The 13,008-nt window shown below is 70.9% G+C and carries 14 protein-coding genes; 5 read left to right on the forward strand and 9 right to left on the reverse strand.

Annotated elements, in window-relative coordinates; genetic code table 11:
• Window position 1: 1 nt before the first annotated feature.
• From ACPEH0_RS04065 to pdhA, 4 genes are read right to left on the reverse strand one after another with little or no spacing between them, the layout of a single operon-like run.
• The gene (locus ACPEH0_RS04065; RefSeq protein WP_366213398.1) at window positions 2-1,156 is read right to left on the reverse strand and encodes an acyl-CoA dehydrogenase family protein; all 1,155 of its coding nucleotides are present in this window, start codon (window positions 1,154-1,156) and stop codon (window positions 2-4) included.
• An 8-nt stretch (window positions 1,157-1,164) separates the two neighbouring features.
• Window positions 1,165-2,499 carry a dihydrolipoamide acetyltransferase family protein gene (locus ACPEH0_RS04070; RefSeq protein ID WP_217531522.1) on the reverse strand — a complete coding sequence of 445 codons (1,335 nt, stop codon included), beginning with the start codon at window positions 2,497-2,499 and terminating at the stop codon, window positions 1,165-1,167.
• The gene (locus tag ACPEH0_RS04075; RefSeq protein ID WP_253036080.1) at window positions 2,496-3,503 is read right to left on the reverse strand and encodes an alpha-ketoacid dehydrogenase subunit beta; all 1,008 of its coding nucleotides are present in this window, start codon (window positions 3,501-3,503) and stop codon (window positions 2,496-2,498) included. Before ACPEH0_RS04075 ends, ACPEH0_RS04070 begins: the two co-directional genes overlap by 4 nt.
• Window positions 3,500-4,621 (reverse strand): pyruvate dehydrogenase (acetyl-transferring) E1 component subunit alpha, encoded by a 1,122-nt coding sequence (gene pdhA / locus ACPEH0_RS04080; RefSeq protein WP_311861888.1) that lies wholly within the window; start codon window positions 4,619-4,621, stop codon window positions 3,500-3,502. Before pdhA ends, ACPEH0_RS04075 begins: the two co-directional genes overlap by 4 nt.
• A gap of 178 nt (window positions 4,622-4,799) precedes the next feature.
• Here pdhA and ACPEH0_RS04085 point away from each other — a divergent pair, with 178 nt between their 5' ends.
• Window positions 4,800-5,273: an Lrp/AsnC family transcriptional regulator gene (locus ACPEH0_RS04085; RefSeq protein ID WP_217531525.1), complete on the forward strand. Its 474-nt coding sequence runs from the start codon at window positions 4,800-4,802 to the stop codon at window positions 5,271-5,273.
• Here the strand turns inward: ACPEH0_RS04085 and ACPEH0_RS04090 are convergent.
• A complete protein-coding gene (locus ACPEH0_RS04090) occupies window positions 5,221-6,228 on the reverse strand; it encodes an EamA family transporter (RefSeq protein ID WP_366212946.1) in 1,008 nt (335 codons plus the stop codon). The genes ACPEH0_RS04085 and ACPEH0_RS04090 overlap by 53 nt on opposite strands.
• Window positions 6,229-6,319: 91 nt before the next feature.
• Between ACPEH0_RS04090 and ACPEH0_RS04095 the strand changes: the two genes are divergently transcribed.
• The gene (locus tag ACPEH0_RS04095; protein ID WP_064002260.1) at window positions 6,320-6,877 is read left to right on the forward strand and encodes a CGNR zinc finger domain-containing protein; all 558 of its coding nucleotides are present in this window, start codon (window positions 6,320-6,322) and stop codon (window positions 6,875-6,877) included.
• On the opposite strand, the gene ACPEH0_RS04100 is transcribed toward ACPEH0_RS04095, so the two are convergent.
• Window positions 6,837-7,733 carry an alpha/beta fold hydrolase gene (locus ACPEH0_RS04100; RefSeq protein ID WP_366212945.1) on the reverse strand — a complete coding sequence of 299 codons (897 nt, stop codon included), beginning with the start codon at window positions 7,731-7,733 and terminating at the stop codon, window positions 6,837-6,839. The genes ACPEH0_RS04095 and ACPEH0_RS04100 overlap by 41 nt on opposite strands.
• Before the next feature lie 65 nt (window positions 7,734-7,798).
• On the opposite strand from ACPEH0_RS04100, the gene ACPEH0_RS04105 reads away from it, so the two are divergent.
• Window positions 7,799-8,581, forward strand: coding sequence for an exonuclease domain-containing protein (locus ACPEH0_RS04105; RefSeq protein WP_217531528.1), 783 nt, complete (start codon window positions 7,799-7,801; stop codon window positions 8,579-8,581).
• Window positions 8,582-8,636: 55 nt separating this feature from the next.
• Here ACPEH0_RS04105 and ACPEH0_RS04110 read toward each other — a convergent pair whose 3' ends face one another.
• The 3 genes from ACPEH0_RS04110 to glgA all read right to left on the reverse strand — a co-directional run bounded on the left by ACPEH0_RS04110 (window position 8,637) and on the right by glgA (window position 10,975).
• Window positions 8,637-8,888, reverse strand: coding sequence for a type B 50S ribosomal protein L31 (locus ACPEH0_RS04110; RefSeq protein WP_018186539.1), 252 nt, complete (start codon window positions 8,886-8,888; stop codon window positions 8,637-8,639).
• A gap of 80 nt (window positions 8,889-8,968) precedes the next feature.
• Window positions 8,969-9,754, reverse strand: coding sequence for an ABC transporter ATP-binding protein (locus ACPEH0_RS04115; RefSeq protein WP_366212944.1), 786 nt, complete (start codon window positions 9,752-9,754; stop codon window positions 8,969-8,971).
• Between the two features lie 9 nt (window positions 9,755-9,763).
• Window positions 9,764-10,975, reverse strand: coding sequence for a glycogen synthase (gene glgA / locus ACPEH0_RS04120; RefSeq protein WP_366212943.1), 1,212 nt, complete (start codon window positions 10,973-10,975; stop codon window positions 9,764-9,766).
• 76 nt (window positions 10,976-11,051) lie between these two features.
• On the opposite strand from glgA, the gene glgC reads away from it, so the two are divergent.
• Together glgC and serB are read left to right on the forward strand one after the other, a co-directional pair.
• Window positions 11,052-12,296 carry a glucose-1-phosphate adenylyltransferase gene (gene glgC, locus ACPEH0_RS04125; RefSeq protein WP_217531530.1) on the forward strand — a complete coding sequence of 415 codons (1,245 nt, stop codon included), beginning with the start codon at window positions 11,052-11,054 and terminating at the stop codon, window positions 12,294-12,296.
• A gap of 37 nt (window positions 12,297-12,333) precedes the next feature.
• Complete coding sequence (gene serB, locus ACPEH0_RS04130; RefSeq protein ID WP_217531531.1) at window positions 12,334-12,969, forward strand: phosphoserine phosphatase SerB; 636 nt, start codon at window positions 12,334-12,336, stop codon at window positions 12,967-12,969.
• Window positions 12,970-13,008 lie beyond the last annotated feature (39 nt).

Here is a 13,008-nt window from a genome sequence, read left to right on the forward strand (position 1 = left end):
ATCAGGCGAGCCCGAGCGATCGGGCGATCAGGAGCAGCTGCACCTCGGTCGTCCCCTCCCCCACTTCGAGGATCTTCGAGTCGCGGAAGTGCCGGGCGACGGGGTACTCGTTCATGAACCCGTTGCCGCCGAAGATCTGCGTCGCATCGCGTGCGTTGTCCATCGCGGCGTCGCTCGAGGTGAGCTTGGCGATGGCGACCTCGGTCTTGAACGGCAAGCCGGCGTCGCGCAGACGCGCCGCGTGCAGCCAGGCCAGCCGCGACACGTGCACGCGCTGCTGCATGCGGGCCAGTATGAACTGGATCGCCTGCCTGCTGCCCAGCGACTCCCCGAACACGACACGGCTCTTCGCGTAGTCGACGGCCGCCTCGAGGCATCCCTCCGCGGCACCGGTGGCGAGCGCCGCAATCGCGATCCGACCCTCGTCGAGGATGTGCAGGAAGTTCGCGAAACCGCGGCCGCGCTCCCCCAGGAGGTTCCCCTCCGGGACGCGCGCGCCCGTGAAGACGAGCGGATGCGTGTCGCTCGCATGCCAGCCGACCTTGTCGTACGCCGGGCCGACCGTGAACCCCGGGGTGCCGCTCGGGACGATGATCGTCGAGATCTCCCGCGTCGCGGAACCCGGCTCCCCCGTGACGGCGGTGACGGTGACGAAGCGCGTGATCGGGGTACCCGAGTTGGTGATGAACTGCTTGGCCCCGTCGATCACCCACTCGCCGTCGTCGAGACGCGCGGTCGTGCGGGTGGCCCCGGCATCCGATCCCGCCTCCGGCTCGGTCAGACCGAACCCGGCGAGCGCACGACCCGCCAGCAGGTCGGGCAGGTGCTCCTCGCGCTGCGCGTCGGTCCCGAAGCGGAAGATCGGCATCGCCCCGAGGCTGACACCGGCCTCCAGCGTGATGGCGATGGACTGATCGACGCGCGCGAGCGCCTCGATGGCGAGTCCGAGCGTGACGTAGTCGCCGCCCTGCCCGCCGACCTCCTCGGGGAACGGGAGGCCGAACAGTCCCATATCGCCCATCTGGGCGACGACGTCCATCGGCAGGGTCTTCGTGCGATCCGCCTCGTACGACACCGGCGCGACCACCTCGTCGGCGAACGAGCGCACGAGACCGGCGAGCTCGACCTGTTCCTCGCTGAGACCGTATCCCGACATCGACAGGCTCATGCGAACACCATCGCCCGGGCCGGGTCCCGCAGGACGTCGCCCACGTCGGTGAGGAACCGAGCCGCCTCGGCGCCGTCGACCAGCCGGTGGTCGAACGACAGGCTCAGCGTCATGACGTCGCGCAGCGCAACGCCGCCCTCGTGCTCCCAGGGCCGGCGCTGCACCGCTCCGAGACCGAGGATGCCGGCCTCCCCCGGCACGAGGATGGGTGTGCCGGCGTCGACGCCGAACACCCCGTAGTTGGTGATCGAGAAGGTGCCGCCCGACAGGTCCGCCGGAGTGGCCTTGCCCGCCCGTGCCGTGTCCGCGAGGGCGCGGATCGCGTCGGAGAGCTCGAGGAGCGGCATCCCGCCGGCATCCTTCACCGACGGAACGACGAGTCCGCGCTCGGTCGCCGCGGCGATGCCGAGGTTGACCTTCGCGAAGCGGACGATCTCGCCCGCCGCGTCGTCCCACGTCGCGTTCAACTCCGGCGTGCGGCGCAGCGCGAGGCAGACCGCCTTCGCGGCGACCGCCATGATCCCGACCCGGTGCGCCGCGTAGCGGGCGTCGGCCCGCAGGCCCGCCACGAAGGCGACGGATGCCGTCACGTCGACGGTGAGGAAGGTCGCCGCGTGCGGGGCGGTGAACGCGGAGCGCACCATCGCGTCGGCCGTGTGCTTGCGCACCCCGCGGATCGGGATGCGCTCGTCGTCGGCCGCGCCGGCGACGGGTGCCGCGGTCGGCGGCACGGGCCCGCGCGGAGCCTCGGGGGTCGCCGGGGCCGTGCGGGCGGCGTAAGCCTCGACGTCATCGCGCGTGATGAGACCGTCCACCCCGCTCGCGGCCACGAGGTCGAGGTCGACCCCGAGGTCCCGGGCCAGCTTGCGCACCGGCGGAGTGGACCGGGGGCGCTCGCGCGGCTCGCGCTCGGGGGCACTCGGCGCGATCGCGTCGTGCGGCGCGGCCTCGCGGACGGCCAGGTCCACGGCGTCGCCCGCCGCCCCCGCCCGAGCCCGCCGCTGCGGGCGGGCGGTGCTGCGGGGCGCCGCCCCGTAGCCGACCAGGTTGGGCTCGCGCTTCTCCGCGGTCTCGGGGACCGGGGCATCCGATCCTTCGACGTCGAACGAGATGAGCACCTCGCCGACGGGGACGACGTCGCCCTCGGCGTGACGGATCGCCGAAACGGTGCCGGCGAACGGGGACGGCAGTTCGACGACGGCCTTGGCCGTCTCGACCTCGGCGATCGTCTGGTTCAACGTGACCTCGTCACCCGCGGCGACGTGCCACTGCACGATCTCGGCCTCGACGAGACCCTCTCCCAGGTCGGGAAGGCGGAAGTCGGTGATCACGCGGTCACCTCCGGCATCCCGGCGCGCCCCATGACGCGGTCGACGGCGTCGAGGATCCGGTCGAGGTCGGGCAGATGGTGCTGCTCGAGCTTCGCCGGCGGGTACGGCACGTCGTGCCCGGTCACCCGCAGCGGCGGCGCTTCGAGGTAGTGGAAGCACTTCTCGGTGATGCTCGCGATCACCTCGGCGGCGACACCGGCCTCGCGGGACGCCTCATGCGTGACCACGACGCGACCCGTGCGCCGGACGGAGGCCGCCACGGTCCCGTAGTCGACCGGGGACAGCGACCGCAGGTCGATCACCTCGAGCGACAGCCCCTCGTCCTCGGCGGCGAGCGCGGCATCCATCGCCGTCGTCACCTGCGAGCCGTAGGTGACGATCGTCACGTCGGTGCCCTCCCGGACGACGCGCGCGAGGCCGAGGGGCGGCGCGTCGGCGATGTCGCCGTCGAGATCGACCTCGCCCTTGGCGTGGTACAGCCGTTTCGGCTCGAAGAAGACGACCGGGTCGTCGCTCGCGATCGCCTGGCGGAGCATCGTGTACGCGTCCTGCGGGTTCGACACGGCCACCACGCGCAGACCCGCAGTGTGGACGAAGTACGCCTCGGGCGATTCGGAGTGGTGCTCGGCGGCCCCCACGCCGCCGGCCCACGGGATGCGGATCGTGATCGGCATCTTCACGCGTCCTTGCGTGCGGTAGTGCAGCTTCGCGACCTGACTGACGATCTGGTCGAAGGCGGGGTAGACGAACCCGTCGAACTGGATCTCGACGATCGGCCGGAAGCCCCGGAAGGCGAGACCGACGGCGGTGCCGACGATGCCGGACTCCGCGAGCGGGGTGTCGACCACACGGCGGGGTCCGAACTCGGCCTGCAGACCGTCGGTGATGCGGAACACGCCGCCGAGGCGGCCGATGTCCTCCCCCATCACGAGCACGCGGTCGTCATCGGTCATGGCGCGACGCATGGCGGCGGTGAGGGCCTTGCCCATCGTGAGCTCGGTCATCGCGCGCCTCCTTCGGCGAAGCCGTCGAGGTAGGCGGCGAACCCGGCGCGCTGCTCGTCGAGCCCGCTGTGGGGCTCCGCGTACACGTGGTCGAACACGCGCAGCGGCTCGGGGGCGGCGGCCCCCACGACGGCGCTGCGCATCGCCGCCGTGAAGCGGTCGGCATCCGCCGTCAACGCCTCGGCGAAGGCGTCGTCGAACGCACCGAGGGACCGCAGGTACGCCTCGACCCGGGCGAGGGGGTCGCGCGCCCGCCAGTACGCCACCTCGTCCGCGTCGCGGTAGCGGGTGGGGTCGTCCGAGGTGGTGTGCGGTCCGACGCGGTAGGTGACGGCCTCGAGGTACGCGGGACCGCGGCCGCTGCGGGCGTGGTCGGCCGCCCAGCGCATCGCCGCGATGCACGCGAGGACGTCGTTGCCGTCGACGCGCAGGCTCGGGATGCCGAAACCCGGCGCGCGGCCGGCGATCGGTGTCCGCGACTGAAGTCCGACGGGTTCGGAGATCGCCCACTGGTTGTTGGAGCAGACGAACACGACGGGCACCCCGAAGGCCGAGCCGAAGACCATCGCCTCGTTGACGTCGCCCTGGCTCGTCGCGCCGTCGCCGAAGTAGGCGACCGCGACCTGGTCGCCGCCGTCGCGCTGGATGCCCATGGCGTACCCGACGGCGTGGAGGCTCTGCGCGCCGATGATGATCTGCGGGTTCGCGACGTGGACGTCGGCGGGGTCCCAGCTGGCGTGCTCGGCGCCGTGCCACACCATGACGAAGTCGCGGGGCTTCACGCCGCGGACGACCTCGATGCCGATCTCGCGGTAGCTGGGGAAGAGGAAGTCGTCGTCGTGGCAGGCCCAGGCGGTGCCGACCTGCACGGCTTCCTGACCCTGCGCCGGCGCCCAGAGGCCCAAGTGGCCCTGGCGCTGCAGCGCGACGCCCTCGGCATCGAGGCGGCGGGTCAGGAACATGTCGCGGTAGACCTGTCGGAGCATCGCGGCGTCGACGTCGGCGGCCCACGGGTCGAGCCGCTCGTCGCGGACGCGGCGGCCCTCGTGGTCGAGAAGACGGGCCACGTCCTCGGTGTCGCTCGCCACCGACGCGGCGGGGGTCAGAGTGTCGGTCATCATCGTCCCTCTCTGATCGCGGACACGCGTCTTGTGGACGGGTGACCGGCGCAGAACACCGGCTTCGTCGCCGGATGCTGCGAGAGTATGCCGACATCGCACCTCGCTCAAGCATCACGCGCAACATTGAGCAGGATGCGTAAGCGGCGCCGCGACCCCCCTGCTATGGTGTGGCACTATGAGCGCCCTCGACCACGCGGATCTCGAGCTTCTGAACGCCCTCGCCGAGGACCACCGTGCCACCGTGGTCGCGCTCGCCGAGCGACTCGGGCTCTCCCGCAACACCGTCCAGGCCCGCATGGCCAAGCTCGAGCGATCGGGGGTCTTCCTCTCGTTCGAGCGCGCGATGTCGCCCGCCGCGCTCGGCTATGCGATCGACGCGATCCTGCACGTCCAGGTGCGCCAGGCGGATCTGCCGCGGATCACCGACGAACTGCAGGAGATCCCCGAAGTGGTCCAGTGCCACGGACTGAGTGGACCCGTCGACCTGCTCGTGCGGGTCGCGGCGCGCGACACGCAGCACCTGTTCGACATCGACGCGCGCATCCTCGCGATCGACGGCGTCGAGCGCACCGAGACCTCCCTCGCCATGGGCGAGGTCATCGGATACCGGGTCCGACCTCTCCTGGCAGCGGCTCGGCGGGGGAACTGACATCGGCGGGCGCGCGTTCCTCGACACGGACGAGGACCACGCCCACCAGGATGAGCGCGCCACCCACGAACTGGACCGGCGCAGGCGCCTCCCCCAGCAGCAGCCACGCGAAGCTCAGCGCGAACAGCACCTCGGACAGCCCGACGAACGAGGCCAGCCGCGACCCGATCCTCGGGACCGCCATGACGCCGAACGCGTACCCCAGGGCCGTGCACACTCCCACCAAGAGCAGCGGGACCAGCGGCGCAGCACTCATCCCGAGCATCTCCACCGGCGCGCCCGACACCCGGAGGGGCAGGATGCCGACACCCGCCAGGGCCAGGATCGTCACCGTCCCGACGAGCAACCCTCCGGCCGCCAGGGCGAGCGGCGGCAGGTCGTCCCCGGTGCGCTCGCTCATGACGAAGTACACGCACGCGCACACCGCCGCCAGGAGGGCGAACGCCGTGCCGAGCAGATCGAAGCGCGCACCGGCGATGTCGACGACGAGGACGAGGCCGGCCATGGCGACGACCGACCCGATGAGGACGGTGCGCGACGGCGCGAGGCGCGTCCTCGCCCAGACGAAGAGCACGAGCATGACCGGCGCGAGGTACTGGATGAGCAGGGCGACGCCCACCGGCATCCGCTGCAGGGCCGAGAAGTAGAAGACCTGGCATCCCACCACCGGGATGAGCCCGAAGGCGACGAGCGAGAGCCAGTGCACCCGCAGGAAGTCCGGGCGGCGGCGGAGCGTGCGAACGAGCGCGGGCGAGAGGACGAGGCCCGCGACACCCATCCGGATCGCCAGCACGGCCGCGAGCGACCAGCCGCCCTCGAGGAGCGGCTTGGCGATCGGGCCGCTGATCGAGAACGTCAGCGCGCTCGTGACCGCCAGCAGCAGTCCGCTCGAGGGCGTGCGCCGCACGACGGGGGCGGGGTCGGCGGCGAGCCGGACGGGCGCGGTGTGCGTCATCGATCGTCCTCGGGGGTGCGGTCCGTGAGTCATGACCTAAGCGTCATTACACTGGTGACAGTAGCGATCCCCCGCGTCAGGAGTCAAGACCATGTTCATCCATGACACCGAGATCTCGCTGCGTGCCGCGACGGCGCTTGTGAACTCCCTCCCCGAGATCGACGGCGAGGGCGTCGACAGGCTGGCGACCCTCGACGACCTGAGCGCGTTCCTGCAGGAGTTCCCCTACAGCGGCGTGATCCGCCGGGACGACGTCGAACTGTCCGAGCTGCGTGCCGCACGCACGCGACTGCGGATGCTGTGGGCCGGCGACCGGGTGGCGGCGGTGCCCATCGTCAACGCGATGCTGCGCGAGGGGAAGGCGCTTCCCCAGCTCGTCATCCACGACTCCTACGACTGGCACATCCACGCGACCGACGACGCGGCGCCGCTCGCGACGCGCATCACCGTGGAGGTCGCGATGGCGTTCGTCGACGTCATCCGCTCGGACGAGTTCGACCGCGTGCGGGTGTGCTCGGCCGACGACTGCGAGGCCGTCTACATCGACTATTCGAAGAACGGCTCGAAGCGCTACTGCGACACCGGCAACTGCGGCAACCGCATGAACGTCATGGCGTATCGGCGCCGGAAGGCCGAAGAAAGCGCGTGACGGCGGATGCCGCAGCCTGCGGCGTCTCGTAGTGGATGAGGTGCCCCACACCGGGGATCACGACGAGCTCCGCGTGCGGGAACAACTTCTGCAGCGCGTACTGCGCCGACAGCGGCGTGATGTCGTCGTTCTCCGCGGCGATGAGCAGCGTCGGCACCTGGATGTCGGGGGCCGCGGCCCGCACGTCGTTCGACACCGAGGTGACGAACGCCTCGGAGAGGGTGTCCCGATCGGCGAAGCGCGAGAAATAGGTCTCGTGCTGGTCGTGGATGAAGGCGCGGAGGTCCTTGTCGCGCGTCTTGGCCATCGCGATGCTCATGACCCGCACGATGAGCGGGTTCCGCAGCAGCGCGTCGCCCAGGCGGCGCGGCAGGCGCGCTCCGGCCCGGTAGTAGAAGATCGCGAGACGGGTGAGGATGCCGCGGGGTCCCTCAAGTGCCGGTGCGCCGATGGGGTTCACGAGGATCAGCCGCGGCGTCGGGAGCCCGCGGGCCACGGCGGCCGCCGAGACGATCGATCCGAACGAGTGCCCCAGGACGACGGCTCCCGGCGCCGCCGCGGCGGCGAAGGCCGTGAGCCAGTCGGCGTAGCCGGCCAGATCGTGCCGGCCGGGCAGCGCGGGGGTCTCGCCGAACCCCGGTAGGTCGGGTGACACGACGCGCACGTCGTCGAGGAAGGCGACGACCGGCTCGAGGCCGTGGTGCTCCCCCCGGAATCCGTGGACGGCGAGGATCGTGGTGTCCGCGTCGTCCGGACCGTAGACCCAGTAGGCCGTCGGTACATCCGCGACGGTCACCTCGTGGCGCTGAACAGAGATCGCGCGCAAGCGGTCGGCGTACGGGCTGGCGACGGTCACTCCACGAGTCTACGAGCGCGGCGCGCCGCCCGAGGGATGTCGGAGGCTCGTCCTACGGTCGGAGCGTGGTGAGTTGGCAGTCGATCCCCCTGTGGGACGACGACGCGTGGGACGGGGACAACGGCCCCGACCACGACTCCGCGCCCGGGCTTGTCGCCGATGACCCGCCGGGCGTCGGCGCCCTCGGGGTGTTCGACCTCGAGACGACGGGGATCGACGTCCGCGAGGACCGCATCGTCACCGCGCACGTCGGGGTGCTGGACGCGAGCGGACGCGTCGTCTCCGCTCGGAACTGGCTCGCCGACCCGGGCGTCGAGATCCCGGCCGGCGCGACCGCCGTGCACGGGATCACGACGGACCACGCACGCGCTGCCGGCCGTTCTGCCGCGGAGGTCGTCGCCGAGGTGACGGCTGCCCTGCGCGAGCTCTTCGACCGCGGAATCCCGGTCGTCGCCTACAACGCGCCCTTCGACTTCTCGATGCTCAAGTACGAGGCGCTGCGCCACTCCGTGGAACCTATCGCCGCCCCGTCACCTGTCATCGACCCCCTCGTGGTGGACAAGACCTACGACCGCTATCGCCGCGGCAAGCGCACGCTCGAGGTTGTCGCAGCCCACTACGCGGTCCCGCTTGAGGGCGCTCACGACGCCGCGGCCGACGCCGTGGCGGCGGGCCGGGTCGCACAGGCCATCGCCGCCCGGTACGGGCTCGAGCTGGGGTCTGTCGAACTCCACACGCAGCAGGTGTCCTGGGCCAGGGCGCAGGCCGAGAGCCTCACGGAGTACTTCATCAGCATCGGCCGCCTCGACCCCGAGGACGCCCTCGACGGCAGCTGGCCGATCCGCTGATCGCACCGGGGTACGACGAAGGCCCCGCCGGAGCGGGGCCTTCGGTGACGGCTGCTTACTTGCTGCCGAAGTTCTTGAAGCGCTGGTTGAACTTCTCGACGCGGCCGGCCGAGTCCATGATGCGCTGCTTGCCCGTGTAGAACGGGTGCGAGGCGGACGAGATCTCGACGTCGATGACGGGGTAGGTCTCGCCGTCCAGCTCGATCGTCTTGTCGCTCGAGACCGTCGAACGGGTCAGGAAGGTCTCGCCGGAGCCGAGGTCGCGGAACACGACGGCGCGGTACTCGGGGTGGATGTCAGTCTTCATTGGGTTCCTCACGAAGTGCCCTGGATTTTGCCAGATGCGGGTGGAAGTCTGCGGCGCGAGCGCGCCAACGCAAGATTCTATCAGGATGCCGCGCGCGCGGCGAACCGGCCGTCCTCCGACGTCAGCGTGATGGGCAGACCGAAGGTGGCCGTGAGGTTCTCCGCCGTCAGGGTCTCGGCGATCGGCCCCTGCGCGACCGCGGCTCCCTCGCGCAGCAGGAGGACGTGCGTGAAGCCGACGGGGATCTCCTCGACGTGGTGGGTGACCATGATCATGGCCGGCGTCGACTCCTCCCGGGCGTACCCGCCGAGGAGGGACAGCAGCTCCTCGCGGGCGCCGAGGTCGAGGCTGGCGGTCGGCTCGTCCAGCAGCAGCAGCTCGGGGTCGGTCATGACGGCACGGGCGATCTGCACCCGCTTCTGCTCACCGTCGGAGAGCGTCCCGAAGGTGCGGTCGGCGAGGTCCGCAAGACCCCACTCCCCCAGCACGCGACGCGCACGGCGCTCATCGATCGCCTCGTAGTCCTCGCGCCACCGGCCCAGGACCGAGTAGGCCGCCGTGAGGACGACGTCGAGCACCGTCTCGTCCTGGGGCACGCGCTTGGCCATCGCCGACGACGCGAAGCCGATCCGCGGGCGCAGGTCGAAGACGTCGGTGCGTCCGAGCCGCTCGTCGAGGACGGTGACGGCGCCGGAGGTGGGGTGGACGAGTGTCGCCGCGAGCTGCAGCACCGTCGTCTTGCCGGCGCCGTTGGGGCCGAGCACCACCCAGCGCTGGTCGGACTCGACCGTCCAGTCGATCCCGTCGACGATGTTGCGGGCGTTGCGGCGGACGACGACGTCGGCGAGTTCGAGCACCTGAGGCATGGCCCCAGCCTATCGAGCGCCGGAGCCCTCCCGAGCGGCCGCGACGACCTCCCGGTAGAGCGCGGCGGTCTCGTCGGCGATCGCCTCCCAGCTGAAAGCGGATGCCGCGCGCTCCCGGCCCGCCCTGCCGTAGGCCCGTGCCCGCTCCGGGTCGGAGACGACCTCGGTCAGGGTCGCGGCGAGGTCGGCGACGAACTTCTCCGGATCGACGGGTGTCCCGGTGCCGTCCTCGACCTGTTCGATCTCGACGAGGCGACCGGTGACACCGTCGATGACGACTTCGGGGATGCCGCCGGTCGCGGTGCCGACGACGGCCGCGCCGCACGCCATGGCTTCGAGGTTGACGATGCCGAGCGGCTCATAGATCGACGGGCAGACGAAGGTCGTCGCCGAGGTGAGGATCGCACAGAGATCGGGACGCGGCAGGAACTCCTCGATCCAGACGACACCCTCGCGGGTCCGCTGGAGCTGCTGCACGAGGCCCTGGACCTCGGCCATGATCTCCGGCGTGTCCGGAGCCCCGGCGCAGAGGATCAACTGCACCTCGGGCGGGAGGAGCTCCGCCGCGCGCAGGAAGTACGGCAGACCCTTCTGGCGGGTGATGCGCCCCACGAAGACGACCGACGGCCGGGACGGGTCGATGCCCCACCGCGACAGGAGCTCCGGGTCCTCCCGGGGCTGCCAGGCGTCGACGTCGATGCCGTTGTAGATGACCCGCACCTTGGCGGGGTCGAGGGCCGGATAGCTCCGGAGGATGTCGCGCCGCATCCCGTCGCTGACGGCGACCACCGCGGCGGCGTTCTCGTAGGCGGTCTTCTCGACATAGCTCGAGAGCGCGTAGCCGCCGCCGAGCTGCTCGGCCTTCCACGGACGCAGCGGCTCGAGGGAGTGCGCGGTCACGACGTGCGGCACACCGTGCAGCATCGAGGCGAGGAACCCGGCGTAGTTGGCGTACCAGGTGTGGCTGTGCACGACGTCCGCGCCCGCGACGTCGCCCACGATCTCGAGGTCGGTCCCGAGGGTCTGCAGCGCGGGGTTCGCCGCCGACAGGCCGGCGGGGACGGCATAGGACGTGGTGTCGGCCTCGTCGCGCTCGGCGCCGAAGGCACGGACCTGGACCTCCATGCGGGAGCGGAGCGCCTTCACCAATTCGGTCACATGGACACCGGCCCCGCCGTAGATCTCGGGCGGGTATTCCTTCGTGACGATGTCGACGCGCATGGACCGAACTCTAGGGCACCGGGACACGGCGTCACAGTCCTAGTCGGACCCTCGGAAAGACACATAGTGTGAGCACATGCCAGCATCCCCGAAGGTCCTCGGTATCGTCCTCGCCGGTGGCGAGGGCAAGCGACTCATGCCGCTCACCCAGGACCGCGCGAAACCCGCCGTCCCCTTCGGCGGGCAGTACCGGTTGATCGACTTCGCGATCTCGAACCTCATCAACTCCGAGCTCCGCCAAATCGTCGTCCTGACGCAGTACAAGTCGCACAGCCTCGACCGTCACGTGTCGCAGACGTGGCGCATGTCGGCTCTGCTCGGGGCCTACGTCACCTCCGTGCCCGCACAGCAGCGGCTCGGCAAACGATGGTTCTCGGGGTCGGCCGACGCGATCCTCCAGTCCCTCAACCTGATCCACGACGAGAAGCCCGACATCGTCGCGGTCATCGGCGCCGATCACGTGTACCGCATGGACTTCCAGCAGATGATCGAGGCGCACATCGCCTCGGGCGCGCGCGCCTCGGTGGCCGGCATCCGTCAGCCCATCGGGCTGGCCAACCAGTTCGGCGTGATCGACGTGGACCCCGCCGACGGCGTCACGATCCGGGACTTCCTCGAGAAGCCGCAGAACCCCACCGGGCTGCCCGACAGCCCCGGCGAGGTGCTCGCCTCGATGGGCAACTACGTCTTCGACACCGACGCGCTGATCGAGGCCGTCGAGGCCGACGGAGAGCTGCCGACCTCGAACCACGACATGGGCGGCGACATCATCCCCTACTTCGTCTCCCGGGGCGAGGCCGCGGTCTACGACTTCAAGCGCAACGACGTGCCCGGCTCCACCGACCGCGACCGCGACTACTGGCGCGACGTGGGGACGATCGACTCGTTCTTCGACGCGCACATGGACCTCATCTCCGCGCTGCCGGTCTTCAACCTCTACAACATGGACTGGCCCATCCGGTCGCAGTCGGTGAACTCGCCGCCCGCGAAGTTCGTCCGCGACGGGATGGGGCGCATCGGGAACGCGATCGACTCGATCGTGTCGCTGGGCTGCGTCCTCTCGGGCACGCATCTCGAGCGGAGCGTGCTGGGTCCGTGGACGCTCTCGGGCGGCGGCGCGACCATCACCGACTCGGTCCTCTTCGACCACGTGAGCGTCGGTGCCGGCGCACGTGTGCACCGCGCGATCCTCGACAAGAACGTCGTGATCGAACCCGGGGCCACCGTGGGCGTCGACCGCGAGCTCGATCTGTCGCGCGGGTTCACCGTCACCGACAGCGGGCTCACCGTCGTGGGGAAGAACATCCGCATCACCTCCTGAGCGCGGGGCCCGGCGATGGAGCCGCTAGCGTGGTCGGGTGCCTGACGCCCGATTCCTCGTCGTGTTCGACGCCGATTCCACGATCATCCGCAACGAGGTCATCGAGCTCATCGCCGATGAGGCCGGCCGCGGTGCGGAGGTCGCCGCCGCGACCGAGGCGGCGATGCGCGGTGAGGTCGATTTCGCGACGAGTCTGCGCTCCCGGGTGCAGGAGCTGACCGGCGTCCCGGTCGCCTCCTTCGCACGGGTGCTGTCGCGCGTCGAGCCGACGCCGGGCGTACACGAGCTGATCGCCGCGATCCACGACCGGGGCGGCGTCGCGGCCGTCGTGTCGGGGGGCTTCCACGAGATCCTCGACACCGTCGCCCCCGCACTCGGCGTCGACGTCTGGCGAGCCAACCGGCTGGCGGTCTCGGGCGGCGCGCTCACCGGCGTCGTCGACGGTCCGATCGTCGATGCGGCCGGCAAAGCCGAGGCGCTGCGCGAGTGGGCGCTGACCTACGGGTTGGCGCCGGCGGCGACCATCGCGGTCGGCGACGGGGCGAACGACCTCCTGATGATGGATGCCGCCGGCCTGGGTGTCGCGTTCAACGCGAAACCCGCCGTCCGCCGTCGTGCCGACCTCGTCGTCGGTCCGGTCGATCTCGCCGCCCTCATCCCCCTCCTCCCCTGATCCGACGCCGCGGTACTGCCGGATGTCGGCGACCGCCGG

Source organism: Microbacterium sp. NPDC079356 (genome assembly GCF_049545465.1).
In the GTDB taxonomy this organism is placed as follows: Bacteria; Actinomycetota; Actinomycetes; order Actinomycetales; family Microbacteriaceae; genus Microbacterium; species Microbacterium gawkjiense.